Source organism: Streptococcus gwangjuensis (genome assembly GCF_028156745.1).
GTDB classification, from domain to species: Bacteria; Bacillota; Bacilli; order Lactobacillales; family Streptococcaceae; genus Streptococcus; species Streptococcus gwangjuense_A.
On the sequence record NZ_JAODJG010000031.1, the window covers coordinates 228,753 to 250,290 of the forward strand.

Below are 21,538 nucleotides of genomic sequence, written 5' to 3' on the forward strand. Positions count from 1 at the left end.
TCATTTGTCGTAGGTTTTGTCTGAAATATTGTCCAGGCAAGGCTCACAGCAGTTAAATCTTCTGAAAAAGTCAGATTTAGCTGCTCTTTTTGTGCTTTTTTTCAGGATTTTGAGTACTTGTAATAAAGATTTAAAGATTCTGAAAATTCATCAAAGGGACACGGTGATAGGGGTTTTTAAAACCATATGACGATTAGAAAAGCCTGATTGATAAGGCTTGGAATTTATTTACAAAGGAGAATCATCTTGGCAGGACATGACGTTCAATACGGGAAACATCGTACCCGTCGTAGTTTTTCAAGAATCAAAGAAGTTCTTGACTTACCAAATTTGATTGAAATTCAAACGGATTCATTCAAAGATTTCCTAGACCATGGTCTTAAGGAAGTATTTGAAGATGTATTGCCAATTTCAAACTTCACAGACACAATGGAGTTGGAATTTGTTGGATATGAAATCAAGGAACCAAAATATACGCTAGAAGAAGCACGTATCCACGATGCTAGTTACTCAGCACCAATTTTTGTAACCTTCCGCTTGATCAATAAAGAAACAGGCGAAATCAAGACCCAAGAAGTTTTCTTTGGAGATTTCCCAATCATGACAGAAATGGGTACTTTCATCATCAATGGTGGTGAACGTATCATCGTATCTCAGTTGGTCCGCTCACCAGGTGTTTACTTTAACGATAAAGTTGATAAAAACGGTAAAGTAGGCTACGGTTCAACTGTTATCCCTAACCGTGGAGCTTGGTTGGAACTTGAAAGCGACTCAAAAGATATCGCCTATACTCGTATCGACCGCACTCGTAAGATTCCATTTACAACCTTGGTTCGTGCGCTTGGTTTCTCAGGTGATGATGAAATCTTTGATATCTTTGGTGACAGCGAATTGGTTCGCAACACTGTTGAAAAAGATATCCACAAGAACCCAATGGACTCTCGTACAGACGAAGCCTTGAAAGAAATCTACGAACGCCTTCGTCCAGGTGAACCTAAGACTGCTGAAAGCTCACGTAGCTTGCTTGTAGCTCGTTTCTTTGACCCACGTCGCTATGACTTGGCAGCAGTTGGTCGCTACAAGATCAATAAAAAACTCAATGTTAAAACACGTTTGCTCAACCAAACAATTGCAGAGCCATTGGTAGATCCTGAAACTGGAGAAATCTTGGTGGAAGCTGGTACAATCATGACTCGCAGTGTGATTGAAAGCATTGAAAGCCATTTGGATGGCGACTTGAACAAGATTGTCTACATTCCGAATGATGCGGCTGTAGTAACAGAGCCAGTTGTACTACAAAAATTTAAGGTTGTTGCACCAACTGATCCAGACCGCGTCGTAACGATCATCGGTAATGCCAATCCAGATGACAAGGTTCGTATCGTCACTCCAGCAGATATCCTTGCTGAGATGAGCTACTTCCTTAACTTGGCTGAAGGACTTGGCCGTGTAGATGATATCGACCACCTTGGAAATCGTCGTATCCGTGCGGTCGGTGAATTGCTTGCCAACCAAGTACGTCTTGGACTTTCTCGTATGGAACGTAATGTCCGTGAACGTATGTCTGTTCAGGACAATGAAGTCTTGACACCACAACAAATCATCAATATCCGTCCTGTAACAGCTGCAGTAAAAGAATTCTTTGGTTCATCACAGTTGTCACAGTTCATGGACCAACACAACCCGCTTTCTGAGTTGTCTCACAAACGCCGTTTGTCAGCCTTAGGGCCTGGTGGTTTGACACGTGACCGCGCTGGATATGAAGTCCGTGACGTGCACTACACTCACTACGGTCGTATGTGTCCAATCGAGACACCTGAAGGACCTAACATCGGTTTGATTAACAACTTGTCATCTTACGGGCACTTAAACAAATATGGTTTTGTTCAAACACCATACCGTAAGGTTGACCGTGAAACAGGTGTTGTCACGAACGAAATCGTTTGGTTGACAGCCGATGAAGAAGATGAATTTACTGTAGCACAGGCTAACTCTCGTCTGAATGAAGATGGAACATTTGCTGAGAAAGTTGTCATGGGACGTCACCAAGGGGTTAACCAAGAGTATCCAGCGAATGTTGTTGATTATATGGACGTATCACCAAAACAGGTAGTTGCCGTTGCGACAGCATGTATTCCTTTCTTGGAAAACGATGACTCCAACCGTGCCCTCATGGGAGCCAACATGCAACGTCAGGCTGTGCCATTGATTAATCCTAAAGCACCTTACGTTGGAACTGGTATGGAATACCAAGCAGCCCACGATTCAGGAGCTGCTGTGATTGCTCAGTATGACGGTAAAGTTACCTATGCAGATGCTGACAAGGTAGAAGTTCGTCGTGAAGATGGTTCGTTGGACGTTTACCACATCCAAAAATTCCGTCGTTCAAACTCAGGTACTGCTTACAACCAACGTACGCTTGTTAAAGTTGGCGATGTCGTTGAAAAAGGCGATTTCATCGCTGACGGACCTTCTATGGAAAATGGAGAAATGGCGCTTGGACAAAACCCAATCGTTGCCTACATGACTTGGGAAGGTTACAACTTCGAGGATGCCGTTATCATGAGCGAACGCTTGGTTAAAGACGATGTCTATACATCTGTCCACCTTGAAGAATACGAATCAGAAACGCGCGATACAAAGCTTGGGCCTGAAGAAATTACTCGTGAAATTCCAAACGTTGGTGAAGATGCCCTTAAAGACCTTGACGAAATGGGTATTATCCGTATCGGTGCTGAGGTTAAAGAAGGTGATATCCTTGTAGGTAAAGTAACACCTAAGGGTGAGAAAGACCTTTCAGCTGAAGAACGTCTCTTGCACGCTATCTTTGGAGACAAGTCTCGTGAAGTGCGTGATACTTCTCTTCGTGTACCACACGGTGCCGATGGTGTCGTTCGTGATGTTAAGATCTTTACACGTGCAAATGGAGATGAGTTGCAATCAGGTGTTAACATGCTGGTTCGTGTCTACATCGCTCAAAAACGTAAGATCAAGGTCGGAGATAAGATGGCCGGACGTCACGGAAACAAAGGGGTTGTCTCTCGTATCGTCCCTGTAGAAGATATGCCTTACCTTCCAGACGGAACTCCAGTCGACATCATGTTGAACCCACTTGGGGTGCCATCACGTATGAATATCGGTCAGGTTATGGAGCTTCACCTTGGTATGGCGGCTCGTACTCTTGGTATTCACATCGCAACACCAGTCTTTGACGGAGCAAGTTCTGAAGACCTTTGGTCAACTGTTAAAGAAGCTGGTATGGATAGCGATGCCAAGACTATCCTTTACGATGGACGTACTGGTGAACCGTTTGATAACCGTGTGTCAGTTGGTGTCATGTACATGATCAAACTCCACCACATGGTCGATGATAAATTGCACGCGCGTTCAGTCGGACCTTACTCAACCGTTACCCAACAACCACTTGGAGGTAAAGCTCAGTTTGGTGGACAACGTTTCGGTGAGATGGAGGTTTGGGCTCTTGAAGCCTACGGTGCGTCAAATGTCCTTCAAGAAATCTTGACTTACAAGTCTGACGATATCAACGGACGTTTGAAAGCTTATGAAGCTATTACAAAAGGAAAACCAATTCCAAAACCAGGTGTTCCAGAATCCTTCCGAGTTCTTGTAAAAGAATTGCAATCTCTTGGTCTTGACATGCGTGTCCTAGACGAAGATGACCAAGAAGTGGAACTTCGCGACTTGGATGAAGGAATGGACGAAGATGTCATCCACGTAGATGACCTTGAAAAAGCCCGCGAAAAAGCAGCCCAAGAGGCTAAAGCAGCCTTTGAAGCTGAAGAAGCAGAAAAAGCAACAAAAGCGGAAGCAACAGAAGAAGCTGCTGAGTAAGAAAAAGCAGTTCACTTAGAATAGAAAGGGAAGAAATAGTGGTTGATGTAAATCGTTTTAAAAGTATGCAAATCACCCTAGCTTCTCCAAGTAAAGTCCGTTCATGGTCTTATGGAGAAGTCAAAAAACCTGAAACAATCAATTACCGCACCTTGAAACCAGAACGTGAAGGTCTCTTTGATGAAGTTATCTTTGGACCTACAAAAGACTGGGAATGTGCTTGTGGTAAGTACAAACGCATTCGTTACAGAGGGATTGTTTGTGACCGCTGTGGGGTTGAAGTGACGCGTACGAAAGTTCGTCGTGAGCGTATGGGGCACATCGAGTTGAAAGCTCCTGTATCTCACATCTGGTACTTCAAGGGAATTCCAAGCCGTATGGGCTTGACCCTTGATATGAGCCCTCGTGCCCTCGAGGAAGTTATCTACTTTGCGGCTTATGTGGTGATTGATCCTAAGGATACACCACTTGAGCACAAGTCTATCATGACAGAGCGCGAATACCGTGAGCGCTTGCGTGAGTATGGTTATGGATCATTCGTTGCCAAGATGGGGGCCGAAGCCATCCAAGACCTTTTAAAACAAGTAGATCTTGAAAAAGAAATTGCTGAACTCAAAGAAGAATTGAAAACAGCGACTGGACAAAAACGTGTAAAAGCCATCCGTCGTTTGGATGTGTTGGATGCCTTTTACAAGTCTGGAAACAAACCTGAATGGATGATTCTCAACATCCTTCCAGTTATCCCACCAGATCTTCGTCCAATGTTGCAGTTGGATGGTGGCCGTTTTGCCTCATCTGACTTGAACGACCTTTACCGCCGTGTTATCAACCGTAACAACCGTTTGGCTCGTTTGCTTGAGTTGAATGCACCAGGTATCATCGTTCAAAATGAGAAGCGTATGCTTCAAGAAGCGGTTGACGCTTTGATTGACAATGGTCGTCGTGGTCGTCCAATCACAGGACCAGGTAGCCGTCCACTGAAATCATTGAGCCACATGCTTAAAGGTAAACAAGGACGCTTCCGTCAAAACTTGCTCGGTAAACGTGTTGACTTCTCAGGACGTTCCGTTATCGCCGTTGGTCCAACTCTTAAGATGTACCAATGTGGTGTGCCACGTGAAATGGCGATCGAGCTCTTTAAACCATTTGTTATGCGTGAAATCGTTGCCCGTGATATCGTGCAAAACGTCAAAGCGGCTAAACGTTTAGTGGAACGTGGAGATGAGCGTATCTGGGATATTCTTGAAGAAGTAATCAAAGAACACCCAGTGCTTTTGAACCGCGCACCGACCCTTCACCGTTTGGGTATCCAAGCCTTCGAGCCAGTCTTGATTGATGGTAAGGCCCTTCGCTTGCACCCACTTGTCTGTGAAGCCTACAATGCTGACTTTGACGGGGACCAAATGGCCATCCACGTACCACTTTCAGAAGAAGCCCAAGCAGAAGCTCGTATCTTGATGCTCGCTGCTGAGCACATCTTGAATCCGAAAGATGGTAAACCAGTTGTTACTCCATCTCAGGACATGGTTTTGGGTAACTACTACTTGACCATGGAAGAAGCTGGTCGTGAAGGTGAAGGAATGGTCTTCAAAGACCGTGACGAAGCGGTTATGGCTTACCGTAATGGCTATGTTCACCTCCACTCACGTGTAGGTATTGCAACAGACAGTCTCAACAAACCATGGACAGAAGAGCAAAAACACAAGGTCTTGCTTACAACAGTTGGTAAAATCCTCTTCAACGACATCATGCCAGAGGGTCTACCATACTTGCAAGAACCAAACAATGCCAACTTGACAGAAGGCGTTCCAGCTAAATACTTCTTGCCACTTGGTGGAGATATCAAGGAAGCAATCAGCAATCTTGAACTCAACCCTCCATTCAAGAAGAAAAATCTTGGAAATATCATCGCTGAAATCTTCAAACGTTTCCGTACGACAGAAACTTCTGCCCTACTTGACCGCATGAAGAACCTCGGTTACCACCACTCAACTCTTGCAGGATTGACAGTGGGTATTGCCGATATCCCAGTCGTTGATGACAAGGCTGAAATCATTGAAGAATCACACAAACGTGTAGAACAAATTACCAAACAATTCCGTCGTGGTATGATCACAGACGACGAGCGTTACAATGCTGTTACAGCTGAATGGCGTGCTGCCCGTGAAAAACTTGAGAAACGTTTGATTGCCAACCAAGATCCTAAGAATCCAATCGTTATGATGATGGACTCTGGAGCCCGTGGTAATATCTCAAACTTCTCACAGCTTGCCGGTATGCGTGGTCTGATGGCGGCTCCGAACGGACGTATCATGGAATTGCCAATCCTTTCAAACTTCCGTGAAGGTTTGTCAGTACTCGAAATGTTCTTCTCAACTCACGGTGCCCGTAAAGGTATGACCGATACGGCACTTAAGACAGCCGACTCAGGTTACTTGACTCGTCGTTTGGTTGACGTTGCCCAAGACGTTATCATTCGTGAGGACGACTGTGGAACAGACCGTGGTCTCTTGATCCGCTCTATCGCAGAAGGAAAAGAGATGATCGAGTCTCTTGAAGAACGTCTCAACGGTCGTTACACTAAGAAAACTGTTAAACATCCAGAAACTGGTGCAGTTATCATTGGTCCAAATGAGTTGATTACAGAAGACAAGGCGCGTGAAATTGTCAATGCTGGTGTGGAAGAAGTGACTATCCGCTCTGTATTTACATGTAACACTCGTCACGGTGTCTGCCGTCACTGTTACGGTATCAACTTGGCAACTGGTGATGCGGTTGAAGTTGGTGAAGCAGTTGGTACAATCGCTGCCCAATCTATCGGGGAACCTGGTACACAGCTTACAATGCGTACCTTCCACACGGGTGGGGTTGCCTCAAATACCGATATCACTCAGGGTCTTCCTCGTGTCCAAGAAATCTTTGAAGCCCGCAATCCTAAAGGGGAAGCGGTTATCACAGAGGTTAAAGGACAAGTTACTGCTATTGAAGAAGATGCTTCAACTCGTACTAAGAAAGTCTTTGTTAAGGGTGAAACTGGCGAAGGTGAATATGTCGTTCCATTTACAGCTCGTATGCGTGTCGAAGTTGGGGACCAAGTAGCGCGTGGTGCTGCTCTGACAGAAGGTTCTATCCAACCAAAACGTCTCCTTGCAGTTCGCGATGTCTTGTCAGTTGAAACTTACCTTCTCGGTGAAGTACAAAAAGTTTACCGTAGCCAAGGGGTAGAAATCGGCGACAAACACATCGAGGTAATGGTTCGACAAATGATCCGTAAAGTCCGTGTCATGGATCCAGGTGACACAGATCTTCTCATGGGTACCCTCATGGATATCAATGACTTTACAGATGCCAACAAAGATGTCCTTATCGCAGGTGGAGTTCCAGCGACAGGTCGTCCAGTCCTTATGGGAATTACCAAAGCCTCACTTGAAACCAACAGTTTCTTGTCAGCGGCTTCCTTCCAGGAAACAACTCGTGTCCTTACTGACGCGGCTATCCGTGGTAAGAAAGACCATCTCCTTGGACTTAAAGAAAATGTTATCATCGGTAAGATCATCCCAGCAGGTACTGGTATGGCCCGTTACCGTAACCTTGAACCACACGCTATCAACGAAGAAGAATACCTTAATCCTCCAGTAGAGGAAGAAGGAAATGAAGAAACAACAGAAGTAGTTGTGGATACTGCCGTTGAAACTGTGGAAGAAACAGTAGAATAAAAGAGAATAAGAGAGCCTTCGGGTTCTCTTTCTCTTTTCTGAAAACTTTCTCCATTTTTCCATGAAATATGGTAAAATAATACTCAATGAAAATCAAAGAGCAAACTAGGAAACTAGCCGCAGGTTGCTCAAAGCACTGCTTTGAGGTTGTAGATAGAACTGACGAAGTCAGCTCAAAACACTGTTTTGAGGTTGTGGATAGAACTGACGAAGTCAGTAACTATACCTACGGCAAGGCGACGTTGACGTGGTTTGAAGAGATTTTCGAAGAGTATAAAAGAAAGAAGCTGACAAAGGAGACAGGTATGGAACAAACATTTTTTATCATTAAACCAGACGGTGTAAAAAGAGGATTAGTGGGCGAAGTATTGAAACGCATCGAACAACGTGGATTGACAATTGAAAAATTGGAGTTACGTTCAAAGGTTTCAGAAGACTTGATTGACCAGCACTATCAGGACTTGGTTGGCCAAAGTTTTTACCCGCCGATTCGTGAATTCATGACTTCAGGACCGGTTCTTGTGGGTATCATTTCTGGTCCCAAAGTAATCGAAACTTGGCGGACTATGATGGGTGCGACTCGTCCAGAAGAAGCTTTACCAGGCACTATTCGAGGTGATTTTGCAAAAGCTGCTAGTGAAAATCAAGCTATTCAAAATGTTGTACATGGTTCAGATTCAGAAGAGTCAGCTAAGCGAGAAATTGCTCTTTGGTTTGAGAAAAATAGCAAAAGTTTGATGTAAGGGTTACCTGCATCAAATTTTTTTGCATTTTAGAGTAGAAAACTGACAGTTGAGAAATATTCTAGCAATGGTGAGGCTTTCTAGCCTATAATAAGAACAAGTAAGGGAGGAAGAATGATGGAAAAAATGAAAAAGCAAATTCGTGTTTTGTTATTGTTTACGATTTTTGGTATCAGTAGCTGTTCTTGTTTAAGTTTATCGACTTGGTCTTTGGTGTTAGATCAAAACTGCTTCTATTATTTAGTTGGTATGTTGCTTCTTGCCAGTATTGGTGCAGGGCTAAACTATTATAGGGGGCAGGGAAATCAACATTATTCAGTTTTTAAAGAAGATAAGCAACAATTCTTGTATAGCCTATTGCTCTTAGTAAATATTTTGGGTTTAGTCTTAATTGTCATAGACCATATCCTTACAGGAAAAATATCCGTAGAAGGGTTTGTGGAATACTTTTTACCGAGTTTCTTTTTCTTATTTGGTATTGATTTGTTAGTTTTTCTGCCGATTCAGAAGTATGTAAATGGATTGAAAAAGATTTTGGGTAAGAAGGAAATGTGTTTTATTAGTGGACTAGCTATTCTAATCTTTCTCAGAAATCCTTGGATGTTATTATCCATGACCTTTTATATTGCCTTGGGAATGCTATTTCTAGGACTGTTGGTGCCAAAAGTCATTCGCTGGGAAGTCTCATTTTATAGCCACCTGATGAGAGATATCTTATTAGTTGTCTTTTTACTGTTCCTATTTTAAGATTATAACAAGGACTGGTTCAAGTTTTTAATTCATAATATAGAATTCATAGATAATACCTAGACAAAGAACAAGTTTTTGGTATAATAGAAACATGTACTCTAAAAGTGAAGAAGAATTACAGTCCTTGGGTGAGCGTTTGGGCTGTTTATTAGAAAAGAATGATGTTTTAATTCTGAGTGGAGAACTTGGAGCCGGCAAAACGACCTTTACAAAAGGCCTTGCTAAAGGATTACATATTTCTCAGATGATTAAGAGTCCAACCTATACTATTGTGAGGGAGTATGAAGGTCGTCTTCCTCTTTATCATTTAGATGTTTATCGTATAGAGGGGGATGCTGATTCTATTGATTTGGATGAGTTTCTCTTTGGTGGCGGGGTGACTGTCATCGAGTGGGGAAATCTCTTAGGTGATGCCCTGCCAGATACTTATTTAGAATTGGAAATTCTAAAAGAAGGAGACGGTCGCAGATTACATTTCCAAGCAAAGGGTTTGCGTGCAGAAAAGCTTTTAGAGGAGCTTCAGCATGGAGTATGAATTGCTCATTAGAGAAGCAGAATCTGATGATGCTGCTGAGTTAGTGACATTTTTAAATCGTGTCAGTGTAGAAACAGATTTTACCAGTCTGGACAGGAATGGCATTTTGATGACAGATACTGAGATGGAGTTGTTTTTGGATAAACAGGCTCATTCAGAAAATCAAATCACTTTACTAGCCTTGCTGAATGATGAAATTGCTGGCTTTGTAAATATCACAGCTGATCAACGTAAGAGAGTTCGTCACATTGGAGATCTCTTTATTGTGATTGGTAAGAAGTATTGGAATAATGGACTGGGGAGTTTGTTACTTGAAGAAGTCGTAGAATGGGCACAGGCTAGTGGCATTCTTCGTAGACTTCAACTCACTGTCCAAACTCGTAATCAGGCTGCAGTTCATTTATATCAAAAGCAAGGTTTTGTAATTGAAGGTAGACAAGAGCGCGGTGCGTACATAGAAGAAGGGAAATTTATAGATGTTTACCTGATGGGTAGACTGATAGATTGATAGAAATATGGTTAAAAAAATTATTGGAATGGTGCTAGCTTTTCTAGCTGTGACAGTTTTGGGTGTGGGTGTTTTTGCTTATACCATTTATCAACAAGGTACAGAAACTTTATCAAGAACTTATAAAAAAATTGGTGAAGAAACCAATGTTATTGAGGCTACTGAACCCTTAACAATCCTTTTAATGGGGGTTGATACTGGAAATGTGGAACGAACTGACCCTTGGGAGGGAAATAGTGATTCCATGATTCTCTTGACGGTTAATCCGCACACGAAAAAGACAACGATGTTAAGTTTGGAACGTGATATCTTGACTAAAATTCAGCATAAAGATGGTAGTGTTGAGGAAGCTAAACTAAATGCCGCCTACGCTGGTGGTGGTGCGGAATTGGCAATCTCAACTATCCAGAAAATGATGAATATTCATATCGATCGTTACGTTATGGTGAATATGCAGGGGTTGCAACAATTAGTCGATGCAGTGGGCGGTATAACTGTCAATAACACGCTAGGTTTCCCAATTTCTATTAGTGACCAAGAGGAATTTAATACCATTTCTATTGGTGTTGGGCAGCAAACTCTAAATGGTGAAGAAGCTCTTGTTTATTCTCGCATGCGCTACCAAGATCCAGAAGGGGACTACGGACGTCAGAAGCGTCAGCGTGAAGTCATTCAAAAGGTTGTTGAAAAAGTTCTTAGCTTGAATAGTGTTAGTCACTATCAGTCTATCTTAAAAGCCCTAAGTACCAATATGCAGACCAACATTGATTTATCAGCGAAAAGTATTCCACAATTACTTGGTTATCAAGATTCCTTCAAGAATATTGAAACACATCAATTGCGAGGAGAAGATGCTGAACTGCAGGGCATTTCTTACCAGATTGTTACAACTGAGCATATGTTAGAAATGCAAAATCTCTTACGTCGTTCACTAGGTAAAGAGGAAGTAACTGAAGTAGAAACCAATGCTGTGTTATACGAAGCAACTCTTGGAAGAACTGCTACACCAACGAATGCTTCAAGTGTAGAAATAGAACAAAATTAATAATGAAATCGTGGGAAATTTCCTGCGATTTTTTCAAAAAAATACGAATAGATAGGTAGGAGGAAACATGAAAGCAGAAATCATTGCTGTTGGAACAGAGATTTTGACAGGACAGATTGTCAATACCAATGCCCAGTTTTTATCGGAAAAACTAGCAGAGATTGGAGTAGACGTCTATTTTCAGACGGCTGTAGGAGACAATGAAGCTCGTCTCTTGTCTTTGCTCGAAATTGCCAATAAACGTAGCAGTCTGGTGATTTTGACAGGTGGTTTGGGGCCAACTGAGGACGATTTGACCAAACAAACCTTAGCTAAATTCTTAGGGAAAGAATTAGTCTTTGATTCTCAGGCCCAGGAGAAGTTGGATGTCTTTTTCGCCCAGAGACCAGACTATGCCCGAACACCGAATAACGAAAGACAAGCTCAAATTGTAGAAGGGGCGACTCCACTACCAAACGAAACAGGACTGGCTGTGGGAGGAATGTTAGAAGTCAATGGAGTGACCTACGTTGTACTTCCAGGTCCACCAAGTGAATTGAAACCTATGGTCTTAAACCAACTTCTACCTAAGTTGATGACAGGGAGTAAGCTATATTCCCGAGTTCTTCGTTTCTTTGGGATTGGCGAAAGTCAGTTGGTTACGATTTTGTCTGATTTGATTGATAATCAAACAGATCCGACCTTGGCACCTTATGCAAAGACAGGCGAGGTAACCTTGCGTCTGTCAACAAAAGCTAGCAACCAAGAAGAGGCGAATCAAGCGCTGCATATCTTGGAACATCAAATCTTAGGTCGCCAGACTTTCGAAGGAATTTCTTTACGAGACCTCTGTTATGGTTATGGAGAGGAGGCTAGTTTGGCCAGCATTGTGGTAGAAGAACTGAAAAAACAAGGGAAAACTATCACGGCTGCAGAGAGCTTGACGGCAGGTCTTTTCCAAGCTACCGTAGCGGATTTTTCGGGTGCTTCAAGTATATTTAAGGGTGGTTTTGTGACCTATAGCTTGGAGGAAAAATCAAAAATGTTGGATATTCCTGTCAAGGATTTGGAAGAACAGGGTGTGGTGTCTGAATTTACAGCTCAGAAGATGGCTGAGCAGGCGCGAAGCAAGACCCAGTCAGATTTTGGCCTTAGTTTGACTGGAGTGGCAGGACCAGATAGCCTAGAAGGGCACCCAGCTGGGACAGTCTTCATAGGCTTAGCTCAAGAGCATGGAACTGAGGTCATAAAGGTCAATATCGGAGGCAGAAGTCGAGCAGATGTACGTCATATTGCAGTTATGCATGCCTTTAACCTAGTTCGCAAGGCTTTATTAAGTGACTAACTTTTGATATAATAGTAGATAGGTCTAAGGACCATTAGAATGTAGGAGAATAGAATGGCGAAAAAACCAAAAAAATTAGATGAAATTTCAAAAAAATTCGGGGCAGAACGTGAAAAAGCCTTGAATGACGCTCTTAAATTGATTGAGAAAGACTTTGGTAAAGGATCAATCATGCGTTTGGGTGAACGTGCCGAGCAAAAGGTGCAAGTGATGAGCTCAGGTTCCTTGGCTCTTGACATTGCCCTTGGCTCAGGTGGTTATCCTAAGGGACGTATCATTGAAATCTATGGGCCAGAGTCATCTGGTAAGACGACGGTTGCCCTTCATGCAGTTGCACAAGCGCAAAAAGAGGGTGGTATTGCAGCCTTTATCGATGCGGAGCATGCCCTCGATCCAGCTTATGCTGCGGCCCTTGGTGTCAACATTGACGAATTGCTCTTGTCACAACCAGACTCAGGAGAGCAAGGTCTTGAGATTGCAGGAAAATTGATTGACTCAGGTGCAGTTGACCTTGTCGTAGTCGACTCAGTTGCGGCCCTTGTGCCTCGTGCGGAAATTGATGGAGATATCGGAGATAGCCACGTTGGTTTGCAGGCTCGTATGATGAGCCAGGCCATGCGTAAATTGGGTGCTTCTATCAATAAAACCAAAACAATTGCCATCTTTATCAACCAATTGCGTGAAAAAGTTGGGGTGATGTTTGGAAATCCAGAAACAACTCCTGGTGGACGTGCTCTGAAATTCTACGCATCAGTCCGTTTGGATGTCCGTGGAAGCACGCAAATCAAGGGAACTGGTGACCAAAAAGATACCAATGTCGGTAAAGAAACCAAGATCAAGGTCGTGAAAAACAAGGTGGCTCCACCATTTAAGGAAGCCTTTGTTGAAATCATGTACGGAGAAGGGATTTCTAAGACCGGTGAGCTTTTGAAGATTGCAAGCGATTTGGATATCATCAAAAAAGCAGGAGCTTGGTACTCATACAAGGATGAGAAAATCGGGCAAGGTTCTGAAAATGCTAAGAAATACTTGGCAGATAACCCAGAAATCTTTGATGAGATTGACCATCAAGTCCGTGTTCAATTTGGTTTGATTGATGGAGAAGAAGTTGCTGAAAGCAAAAAAGATGAGGCGGTCCAAGCAGACTCTGTGAATGAAGAAGTAACTCTTGACCTAGGCGATGAACTTGAAATCGAAATTGAAGAATAAGCTGTTAAAGTAGTGGAGAAATCCGCTGCTTTTTTGTTGCCTTGTTCTGGTTTTCAGCTCACGCATAGTTTGCTGTTTCTTGTCGCTCCTCTAGAAAGCTGATATAATAGCCTTATGAATAAAAAACGAACAGTGGACCTGATACATGGTCCGATTCTTCCCTCGCTCTTAAGCTTCGCCTTCCCAATCTTGCTGTCTAATATTTTTCAACAGCTCTATAACACTGCTGATGTTTTGATTGTAGGGCGTTTCCTTGGTCAAGAATCCTTGGCGGCAGTAGGGGCGACGACAGCGATTTTTGACTTGATCGTAGGTTTTACTCTTGGTGTTGGCAATGGCATGGGGATTGTCATTGCTCGCTATTATGGGGCTCGGAATTTCATTAAAATCAAGGAAGCAGTAGCAGCCACCTGGATTTTAGGTGCTCTTTTGAGTATTGTGGTCATGCTGATGGGTTTTCTGGGACTGTATCCACTTTTACAGTACTTGGATACCCCTGCAGAAATTCTTTCTCAGTCCTATCAATATATTTCTATGATTGTGACCTGTGTTGGTGTAAGCTTTGCTTATAATCTTTTTGCAGGCTTGTTGCGGTCTATTGGGGACAGTTTAGCTGCCCTTGGATTTTTGATTTTTTCTGCCTTGGTTAATGTGGTTCTGGATCTCTATTTCATTACGCAATTGCATCTGGGAGTTCAATCCGCGGGACTTGCTACCATCATTTCGCAAGGTTTATCAGCGGTTCTCTGCTTTTATTATATCCGTAAGAGTGTGCCAGAACTTTTGCCTCAACTCAAGCACTTCAAATGGGATAAGGCCTTGTACGCGGATCTCTTGGAGCAAGGTTTGGCTATGGGCTTGATGAGTTCCATTGTGTCCATCGGCAGTGTGATTTTACAGTCTTCAGTTAATACATTTGGTGCAGTGATTATTAGTGCCCAGACGGCGGCTCGACGCATTATGGCCTTTGCCCTTCTTCCTATGACCGCTATTTCCGCTTCGATGACGACCTTTGCTTCTCAGAATTTAGGTGCTAAGCGACCAGATCGCATTGTTCAAGGTCTTCGAATCGGCAGTCGTTTAAGTATATCCTGGGCAGTTTTTGTTTGTATCTTCCTCTTTTTTGCCAGTCCAGCCTTGGTTTCCTTCTTGGCTAGTTCGACGGATAGCTACTTGGTAGAAAATGGAAGTCTCTATCTGCAAATCAGTTCAGCCTTTTATCCTATTTTGAGTCTCTTATTGATTTATCGCAATTGTTTGCAGGGTTTGGGGCAAAAGATCCTTCCTCTAGTTTCTAGCTTTATAGAACTAATCGGGAAAATCGCTTTTGTGGTTTTGATTATTCCTTGGGCAGGCTATAAGGGAGTTATCCTTTGCGAACCCCTTATCTGGGTTGCCATGACTATCCAACTGTATTTCTCACTGTTTCGTCACCCCTTGATAAAAGAAGGCAAGGAAATCTTGGCAACAAAAGTGTCATCATAGCTTGATTTACTGAATAAAATCTATTTCCTCTAGTGAAAATCGAAAAAACTTGTGTTATAATAAGAAAGATTAAAATGTGAAAAAAGGAGATTCCTAATGGGACGTAAATGGGCCAATATCGTAGCCAAGAAAACGGCTAAAGATGGAGCTAACTCTAAAGTATATGCAAAATTTGGTGTAGAAATCTATGTAGCAGCTAAAAAAGGTGATCCAGACCCAGAATCGAACACTGCTTTGAAATTCGTTATCGACCGTGCTAAACAAGCCCAAGTGCCAAAACACGTTATCGATAAAGCGATTGATAAAGCAAAAGGAAACACAGATGAAACCTTTACAGAAGGACGTTACGAAGGTTTTGGACCAAATGGTTCTATGCTAATCGTTGATACTTTGACTTCAAATGTCAACCGTACAGCGGCCAATGTCCGTGCAGCCTTTGGTAAAAACGGCGGAAACATGGGTGCTTCAGGTTCAGTTTCATACCTCTTTGACAACAAGGGAGTTATCGTATTTGCAGGTGAAGATGCCGATGCAGTCTTTGAGCAATTGCTTGAAGCAGATGTGGATGTGGATGATGTAGAAGCAGAAGAAGGAACAATCACTGTTTACACAGCTCCAACAGACCTTCACAAGGCTATTGTTGCCCTTCGTGAGTCTGGTATTGAAGAATTCCAAGTTACTGAACTTGAAATGATTCCTCAGTCAGAAGTAGAATTGTCAGGGGATGACCTTGAAACCTTTGAAAAACTTTACAGCGTTCTTGAAGACGACGAAGACGTACAAAAAATCTACACAAACGTAGATGGATTCTAATAGAAAAACGAACAGTTTTAATAGCTGTTCGTTTTTTTGATATTTGAACTTAGACTCAGGTTTCAGAATCGTTTTGTTGCTTGCTTTTTTCTAGACCTAGACCGACTGCATGTTTTTGGACGAGCAAGAGCTGTCCATTGTCATCTTTTGCAAAAGTTAAGGTAACAGTCTTAGTCTTGTCTCCAATAGAGATATAGGTGATTTTTTTCGTATTGTAATCCCCAAGAGTGAAGTCAAAATCGGAATCTGGCTTTCCGTGTTTGTTGATAATATCCTCGTAGGTGGTACCACCTTTTCCTTTGTTGTCAGGGTCACCTTCGATTAAGGCATCGAACTGTTCTTGGGTCCATGCGAAGGTATCGTCTGTCAAGCCGCTTTTTTCTTCGCGTTCCATTGAGGCACTCGTATCCATGTAGGAACGGTTAAACTCCTTGGCATACTCTTTGTAGACATCAGCGTATAGTGCCTGAGTCGTAAAGAAAAGTACAACAGAGGCAACTGCCAGGGATGTTCCGATAATAGCCATTGTTTTCCGTTTTTTGAGGTTGACGATAAGGCCAATAATCCCCAAGATAAATGCGACGATGGCGATGAACAACGATAGATAGTTAATAAACGGGATCCAGGATCCTAAAAGTGCGATGGCTCCAAAAATGGTTGCTAAGATTCCTAAAACTCTTTCTTCTTCTGGTTTCATTTGAAAGTTTTCTCCCTTCATTGAGTGAATGGATTTCTATCCACAGTAGTTAGCGCTTATTATATAAAAGATATTGCCTAATGTCAATTTAAACTAAGATAGTTCTCATGAAAACTTTTTTCTTGACATCTTTTCTGAAAATGGTAAAATAGTTCTCATGAAAACTTATTTAGTTCCTAGGAGAACTAAATACAAGGGTTAGAAAGGAGCAATTATGGATAAACCGATGTTGGTCTTTAAGCGTTTTAGTCATCAGATTCATCTGATGGTACAAAGGGAAGCAAAACGTTGTGGTATTGAATTTATGGGTGGACCGCAAGGTCAGGTGTTGCGTTTTTTGGATAGCCGTAGGGAAAACCAAGACTTGGTCTTGATTAAAGATATTGAGAAGGAACTCAATATTAGCAAGTCTGTTGCTAGTAATCTAGTTAAGCGTATGGTGCAAAATGGTTTGGTGGAATTGGAGGCGAGTTCTGTCGATAAGCGGGCTAAGTTTGTTCGTCTGACAGACAAATCGCGTTCTCAAATGCAAGAGATTAAGGCCTTTTTTAAACGAATAGACAAGCAGTTGATGGAAGGCATTGATGAAGATGAATTACTGATTTTTGAGAAAGTTCTCGGTCAACTACAGGAAAATATCAAGGGAATAGGAGGAGAGAATGAAGAAATTAGCCAAACGAATTAGTAGAAAAGAATGGGGGATGATTTTACTATCCATTCTCTTTACTTGCTTTTCGGTCTATCTAGAGCTGGAAGTGCCGACCTATATCTCGAAAATTACGGATTTGCTAGGTAGTCAAGGAACTAATTTAGATGAGTTATGGCAACCAGCAGGTATGATGGTGGGAATGTCCTTTCTTGCCTTCTTGTCCGCAGTTGCAGTTGGATTTTTTGCGTCCAGAGTAGCTGCTTCTTATACTAGTAGATTGAGAAGTGATATTTTTAACCGAGTTTTGGATTACTCGCAGACAGAGATTAAGAAATTCTCTATTCCCAGTCTTCTAACTCGTACTACCAATGATATTACTCAGGTTCAGATGTTGATTACTATGGGCTTGCAAGTGGTTACGCGTGGTCCGATTATGGCTATCTGGGCCATCGGGAAGATTTTAGGACATTCAGAATACTGGCTCTGGGCCGTACTTGTGGCAGTGATTGTCAATGTTTTGATGACGACCGTTTTGATGACGTTAGCCTTTCCAAAACAATCCTTGATTCAAAGTCTGACTGATAAACTGAACAGTATCACTCGTGAAAGTTTAACAGGTATTCGTGTTGTTCGTGCCTACAATGCAGAGGATTACCAAAATAAAAAATTTGCTGCAGCAAATGATGAATTGACACGCTTGAATTTGTTTGTCAACCGTCTTATGGCTATTTTGAACCCTATCATGATGGGGATTTCAAGTGGTTTGAGTGTGGCGATTTACTGGATTGGGGCCTATGTGATTAACGACGCTGCTCCGATAGCGCGTCTGCCTCTCTTTAGTGACATGATTGTTTTCATGTCTTATGCTATGCAGGTTGTCATGGGCTTCCTTCTCATGGGAGCACTCTTCATCGTTCTTCCCCGAACTATGGTCTCTGCTAAGCGGATTAATCAAGTTTTAGATTTGCATTCTTCTATTCAAAACCCTGCTCAAGTGCAGCTGGCTGATGAAAACCTCAAAGGTCAGGTCGAATTTAAGGATGTGACCTTCCGCTATGCGGCAAATTCGGAGGCAGTTATCGAGCATGTTAGCTTTAGAGCAGAAGCTGGTCAAACAGTGGCCTTTATTGGGTCAACAGGTTCTGGTAAATCAACTCTAGTTAATCTGATTCCACGTTTCTACGATGTGTCAGCAGGAGAAATTCTGGTGGACGGTGTCAATGTTCAAGACTATGCTCTAGAAGATTTGCGCAACAAGGTTGGTTATATTCCCCAGAAAGCGGTTCTCTTTTCAGGTGATGTCAAGGACAATTTAGACTTTGGACAGAGTCAAGAAACACCGCTTAGTAATCAGGCTATGTGGCAAGCTTTGGAATTGGCCCAGTCTAAGAGCTTTATCGAAGACAAGGAAGCGGGCTTAGCGTCAGAAGTGGCCCAAGGAGGAACCAACTTCTCAGGTGGTCAAAGACAGCGTCTGGCAATTGCGCGTGCCTTGGCTCGGAAGCCAGAAATCCTCATCTTTGATGACTCCTTCTCAGCCTTGGATTACAAGACAGACCGAGTTCTACGCCAAGAGTTAGCTGAAAAAACCAAGTCTATGACCAAGCTCGTTGTAGCACAGCGTATTTCAACGATTATGGATGCAGATTTGATTTTGGTCTTGGATCAAGGTAAAGTCGTGGGACAAGGCACCCACAAGGAACTTCTAGCTAATAACGAAGTTTACCAAGAAATTGCCTATTCACAACTATCGAAGGAGGAATTGGAACATGGAAAATAAGAAAATGTCTCTCTGGAAACAGAGTAAACCCTATCTTGCAGGCCTCCAGTTTGCCCTTCTGATAGCCTTTCTAGCAACAATCGTATCCAATATCATTACTGTATATGGTCCAACCCGCATCAAGGAAATGACTAATATTATTGCCAGTGGTCTGGAAACAAGTGTGGATGTCGTGGCGGTTGCAGCTATTGGTGGTTTTTTGGCCGTGATTTATGTGATCGGACTTCTATCAAATTATTTGCAGGCCTTCCTGTTTACAACAGCCATTCAACGTTTTTCAGAGCGTTTGAGAACAGCTATTGCAGATAAAATTAATCGCCTACCATTGAGATATTTTGATGGACACTCTCAAGGGGATACCTTGTCTCGTGTAACCAATGACGTTGACACTGCAGCTCAGTCCCTCAATCAAAGTCTAGGAACAGTTCTCTCATCTAGTTTACTGGTCGTGGCGGTCTTAGTAACCATGTTTGGCATGAACTGGATTTTAGCTTTGGTGACGGTTGTTTCAACTCTTATTGGTTTTGCTTTCGTGTCTGTCTTTATGGGCAAATCACAGGGATTTTTTAAGAGTCAGCAACAGGATTTGGCAGCTGTAAATGGTTATGTGGAAGAAATGTACTCTGGTCATAATGTGGTGACTAGCTACAATGCTATCGAGAGCACGAAAGAAGAGTTTGCGACATTAAACCATCGTCTATATGACAGTATCTGGAAATCTCAGTTTATTTCAGGGATTATGATGCCGATTATGATGTTTATTGGGAACTTTAGCTATGCCTTAGTGATTATCGTTGGTGCTGCCTTAGCTCTGGATGGGCAGATTAGTATCGGGATTATCGTTGCCTTTATGGCCTACGTTCGTATCTTTTCTCAGCCCCTTTCCCAAATTGCTCAAGGGATTACCAGCCTTCAGCAGGCTAGCGCAGCCATGGGACGTGTCTTCGAATTCTTAGCTGAAGAGGAAATGGAAGATGAATCTCATAAAGAAAGTCAGTTGAGCGATATGAAAGGTCAAGTGGTCTTTGATCGAGTTTCCTTTGGCTACACACCAGATCGAACCATTATCCATGACTTTTCTGCGACCGCTCATGCAGGTCAAAAGGTTGCTATTGTCGGACCGACTGGAGCCGGTAAGACAACCATTGTCAATCTTTTGATGAAGTTCTATGAGATTGATAAGGGAAGCATCCGTATTGATGGTATCGATACCAAGGAGATGAAGCGTTCGGAAGTGCATGATGCCTTTTCAATGGTCTTGCAGGACACTTGGCTCTTTGAAGGCACTATCCGAGACAATCTCATCTATAACCAAAAGGGGATTAGTGATGAGCGCGTGATTGAAGCTAGCAAGGCTGTAGGGATTCACCACTTTATCATGACCCTACCAGATGGTTACGATACCGTCTTGGACGATACGGTAACCTTGTCTGTCGGACAAAAACAACTCTTGACGATCGCTCGTGCTTTGCTGAAAGATGCGCCACTCCTAATCCTAGATGAGGCGACTTCTTCGGTTGATACCCGTACAGAGGAATTGATCCAAAAAGCCATGGACCGTTTGATGGAAGGCAGAACTTCCTTTGTCATCGCCCACCGCTTGTCAACCATCCGTAATGCTGATTTGATTCTGGTTATGAAAGATGGAAATATCATCGAGCAAGGAAATCATGATGAGCTGATGGCACAAGCTGGTTTCTACGCTGACCTCTACAACAGTCAGTTTACAGAAGACGAAGCAGAAGAATAAACCCAAAGAAGGCTTGACGGCCTTCTTTTTCTGCACTATACTAGAAGACAAGTGCTTCCCTATAAGCAAAATTTGAGTAAGTGATGAGAAAATATATGAAAAATTATCAAGAATGGTATGACCACATTGCTGGTAAGATTAAAAATGAGCCCTTTCTTCTGAGCTTGTTAAGAACTTTTAATCGCTTCATGACAGTAGTTATGCCTATAGTTTATCTAACCTTATTAGCCACTACCTACTTCCAAGAAGGACTTGGGAAACAGGTCTGGATCTATGTGTTTGTCCCTGCGTCAGGTTTTGTGATTTTGTCCTTTCTTCGTAAGAAAGTCAATGCCCCTAGACCTTATGAGGAATGGGATATTAAACCTCTGCTTGACAGAGATAGTCCTGGTCAGTCTATGCCCAGTCGTCATGTCTTTTCGGCAACCATTATCTCCATGGCTTGCCTTCATGCTAGTTTATCTCTAGGGATTATCTTATTGGTCTTATCAGCTCTCCTCGGTCTAGTGAGAGTCTTAGGTGGCGTGCATTATCCCAAGGATGTAGTGGTTGGTTATATTTGCGGTCTTGTGTGGGGTGTGATTTTCTTTCTATGTTGACCTGTAAGTTAAGGTAGCCTTACAACCACTTACGGGTCTAAAGTAACCACTTGCTTTTTTGCTCTTGTTTTCTTATTTTGGCT

General features: G+C 42.6%; 16 protein-coding genes. 15 read left to right on the plus strand and 1 reads right to left on the minus strand.

Features of this window, described 5'->3' with window-relative positions; all coding sequences use genetic code 11:
• Window positions 1-246: 246 nt before the first annotated feature.
• From rpoB to N5909_RS04990, 11 genes are all read left to right on the plus strand, one after another.
• Window positions 247-3,852, plus strand: coding sequence for a DNA-directed RNA polymerase subunit beta (rpoB, locus tag N5909_RS04940; RefSeq protein WP_120769758.1), 3,606 nt, complete (start codon window positions 247-249; stop codon window positions 3,850-3,852).
• Window positions 3,853-3,890: 38 nt separating this feature from the next.
• Window positions 3,891-7,568, plus strand: coding sequence for a DNA-directed RNA polymerase subunit beta' (gene rpoC, locus N5909_RS04945; RefSeq protein WP_000228746.1), 3,678 nt, complete (start codon window positions 3,891-3,893; stop codon window positions 7,566-7,568).
• 305 nt (window positions 7,569-7,873) lie between these two features.
• Entirely contained in the window at window positions 7,874-8,311 is a 438-nt protein-coding gene (ndk, locus tag N5909_RS04950) for a nucleoside-diphosphate kinase (protein WP_031237659.1), read from the plus strand.
• A gap of 114 nt (window positions 8,312-8,425) precedes the next feature.
• The gene (locus N5909_RS04955; protein WP_235223466.1) at window positions 8,426-9,058 is read left to right on the plus strand and encodes a competence protein; all 633 of its coding nucleotides are present in this window, start codon (window positions 8,426-8,428) and stop codon (window positions 9,056-9,058) included.
• Window positions 9,059-9,152: 94 nt separating this feature from the next.
• On the plus strand, window positions 9,153-9,596 hold the full coding sequence (gene tsaE, locus N5909_RS04960; RefSeq protein ID WP_020901871.1) for a tRNA (adenosine(37)-N6)-threonylcarbamoyltransferase complex ATPase subunit type 1 TsaE: 444 nt from the start codon (window positions 9,153-9,155) through the stop codon (window positions 9,594-9,596).
• Window positions 9,586-10,104 (plus strand): GNAT family N-acetyltransferase, encoded by a 519-nt coding sequence (locus N5909_RS04965; protein ID WP_120719124.1) that lies wholly within the window; start codon window positions 9,586-9,588, stop codon window positions 10,102-10,104. Before tsaE ends, N5909_RS04965 begins: the two co-directional genes overlap by 11 nt.
• A gap of 7 nt (window positions 10,105-10,111) precedes the next feature.
• Window positions 10,112-11,149, plus strand: coding sequence for a biofilm formation/cell division transcriptional regulator BrpA (gene brpA / locus N5909_RS04970; protein WP_020901872.1), 1,038 nt, complete (start codon window positions 10,112-10,114; stop codon window positions 11,147-11,149).
• 67 nt (window positions 11,150-11,216) lie between these two features.
• Window positions 11,217-12,473 carry a competence/damage-inducible protein A gene (locus tag N5909_RS04975; RefSeq protein WP_020901873.1) on the plus strand — a complete coding sequence of 419 codons (1,257 nt, stop codon included), beginning with the start codon at window positions 11,217-11,219 and terminating at the stop codon, window positions 12,471-12,473.
• A 54-nt stretch (window positions 12,474-12,527) separates the two neighbouring features.
• Window positions 12,528-13,682: a recombinase RecA gene (recA, locus tag N5909_RS04980; protein ID WP_271630895.1), complete on the plus strand. Its 1,155-nt coding sequence runs from the start codon at window positions 12,528-12,530 to the stop codon at window positions 13,680-13,682.
• Between the two features lie 114 nt (window positions 13,683-13,796).
• Window positions 13,797-15,167 (plus strand): MATE family efflux transporter, encoded by a 1,371-nt coding sequence (locus N5909_RS04985; RefSeq protein ID WP_271630896.1) that lies wholly within the window; start codon window positions 13,797-13,799, stop codon window positions 15,165-15,167.
• Between the two features lie 96 nt (window positions 15,168-15,263).
• Window positions 15,264-15,980, plus strand: a complete 717-nt coding sequence (locus N5909_RS04990; protein ID WP_000532893.1) for a YebC/PmpR family DNA-binding transcriptional regulator — start codon at window positions 15,264-15,266, stop codon at window positions 15,978-15,980.
• Between the two features lie 55 nt (window positions 15,981-16,035).
• Here the strand turns inward: N5909_RS04990 and N5909_RS04995 are convergent, their stop codons facing one another.
• Window positions 16,036-16,677, minus strand: coding sequence for a DUF308 domain-containing protein (locus N5909_RS04995; protein ID WP_080977851.1), 642 nt, complete (start codon window positions 16,675-16,677; stop codon window positions 16,036-16,038).
• A 214-nt stretch (window positions 16,678-16,891) separates the two neighbouring features.
• Here N5909_RS04995 and N5909_RS05000 point away from each other — a divergent pair, with 214 nt between their 5' ends.
• The 4 genes from N5909_RS05000 (at window position 16,892) to N5909_RS05015 (ending at window position 21,455) form a co-directional block, all read left to right on the plus strand.
• Entirely contained in the window at window positions 16,892-17,362 is a 471-nt protein-coding gene (locus N5909_RS05000; protein ID WP_271630897.1) for a MarR family winged helix-turn-helix transcriptional regulator, read from the plus strand.
• Window positions 17,337-19,106, plus strand: coding sequence for an ABC transporter ATP-binding protein (locus N5909_RS05005; protein WP_271630898.1), 1,770 nt, complete (start codon window positions 17,337-17,339; stop codon window positions 19,104-19,106). Before N5909_RS05000 ends, N5909_RS05005 begins: the two co-directional genes overlap by 26 nt.
• The gene (locus N5909_RS05010; RefSeq protein ID WP_271630899.1) at window positions 19,096-20,856 is read left to right on the plus strand and encodes an ABC transporter ATP-binding protein; all 1,761 of its coding nucleotides are present in this window, start codon (window positions 19,096-19,098) and stop codon (window positions 20,854-20,856) included. The genes N5909_RS05005 and N5909_RS05010 overlap by 11 nt, the downstream gene beginning before the upstream one ends.
• Before the next feature lie 95 nt (window positions 20,857-20,951).
• Complete coding sequence (locus N5909_RS05015) at window positions 20,952-21,455, plus strand: phosphatase PAP2 family protein (RefSeq protein WP_271630901.1); 504 nt, start codon at window positions 20,952-20,954, stop codon at window positions 21,453-21,455.
• Window positions 21,456-21,538 lie beyond the last annotated feature (83 nt).

What these genes read in the sequence shown, in the direction of transcription:
- ndk (WP_031237659.1), top strand. Translation starts at nt 7,874, where the DNA reads ATGGAACAAACATTTTTTATCATTAAACCAGACGGTGTAAAAAGAGGA.
- N5909_RS04955 (WP_235223466.1), top strand. Translation starts at nt 8,426, where the DNA reads ATGATGGAAAAAATGAAAAAGCAAATTCGTGTTTTGTTATTGTTTACG.
- tsaE (WP_020901871.1), top strand. Translation starts at nt 9,153, where the DNA reads ATGTACTCTAAAAGTGAAGAAGAATTACAGTCCTTGGGTGAGCGTTTG.
- N5909_RS04965 (WP_120719124.1), top strand. Translation starts at nt 9,586, where the DNA reads ATGGAGTATGAATTGCTCATTAGAGAAGCAGAATCTGATGATGCTGCT.
- brpA (WP_020901872.1), top strand. Translation starts at nt 10,112, where the DNA reads ATGGTTAAAAAAATTATTGGAATGGTGCTAGCTTTTCTAGCTGTGACA.
- N5909_RS04975 (WP_020901873.1), top strand. Translation starts at nt 11,217, where the DNA reads ATGAAAGCAGAAATCATTGCTGTTGGAACAGAGATTTTGACAGGACAG.
- recA (WP_271630895.1), top strand. Translation starts at nt 12,528, where the DNA reads ATGGCGAAAAAACCAAAAAAATTAGATGAAATTTCAAAAAAATTCGGG.
- N5909_RS04985 (WP_271630896.1), top strand. Translation starts at nt 13,797, where the DNA reads ATGAATAAAAAACGAACAGTGGACCTGATACATGGTCCGATTCTTCCC.
- N5909_RS04990 (WP_000532893.1), top strand. Translation starts at nt 15,264, where the DNA reads ATGGGACGTAAATGGGCCAATATCGTAGCCAAGAAAACGGCTAAAGAT.
- N5909_RS04995 (WP_080977851.1), bottom strand. Translation starts at nt 16,677, where the DNA reads ATGAAACCAGAAGAAGAAAGAGTTTTAGGAATCTTAGCAACCATTTTT.
- N5909_RS05000 (WP_271630897.1), top strand. Translation starts at nt 16,892, where the DNA reads ATGGATAAACCGATGTTGGTCTTTAAGCGTTTTAGTCATCAGATTCAT.
- N5909_RS05005 (WP_271630898.1), top strand. Translation starts at nt 17,337, where the DNA reads ATGAAGAAATTAGCCAAACGAATTAGTAGAAAAGAATGGGGGATGATT.
- N5909_RS05010 (WP_271630899.1), top strand. Translation starts at nt 19,096, where the DNA reads ATGGAAAATAAGAAAATGTCTCTCTGGAAACAGAGTAAACCCTATCTT.
- N5909_RS05015 (WP_271630901.1), top strand. Translation starts at nt 20,952, where the DNA reads ATGAAAAATTATCAAGAATGGTATGACCACATTGCTGGTAAGATTAAA.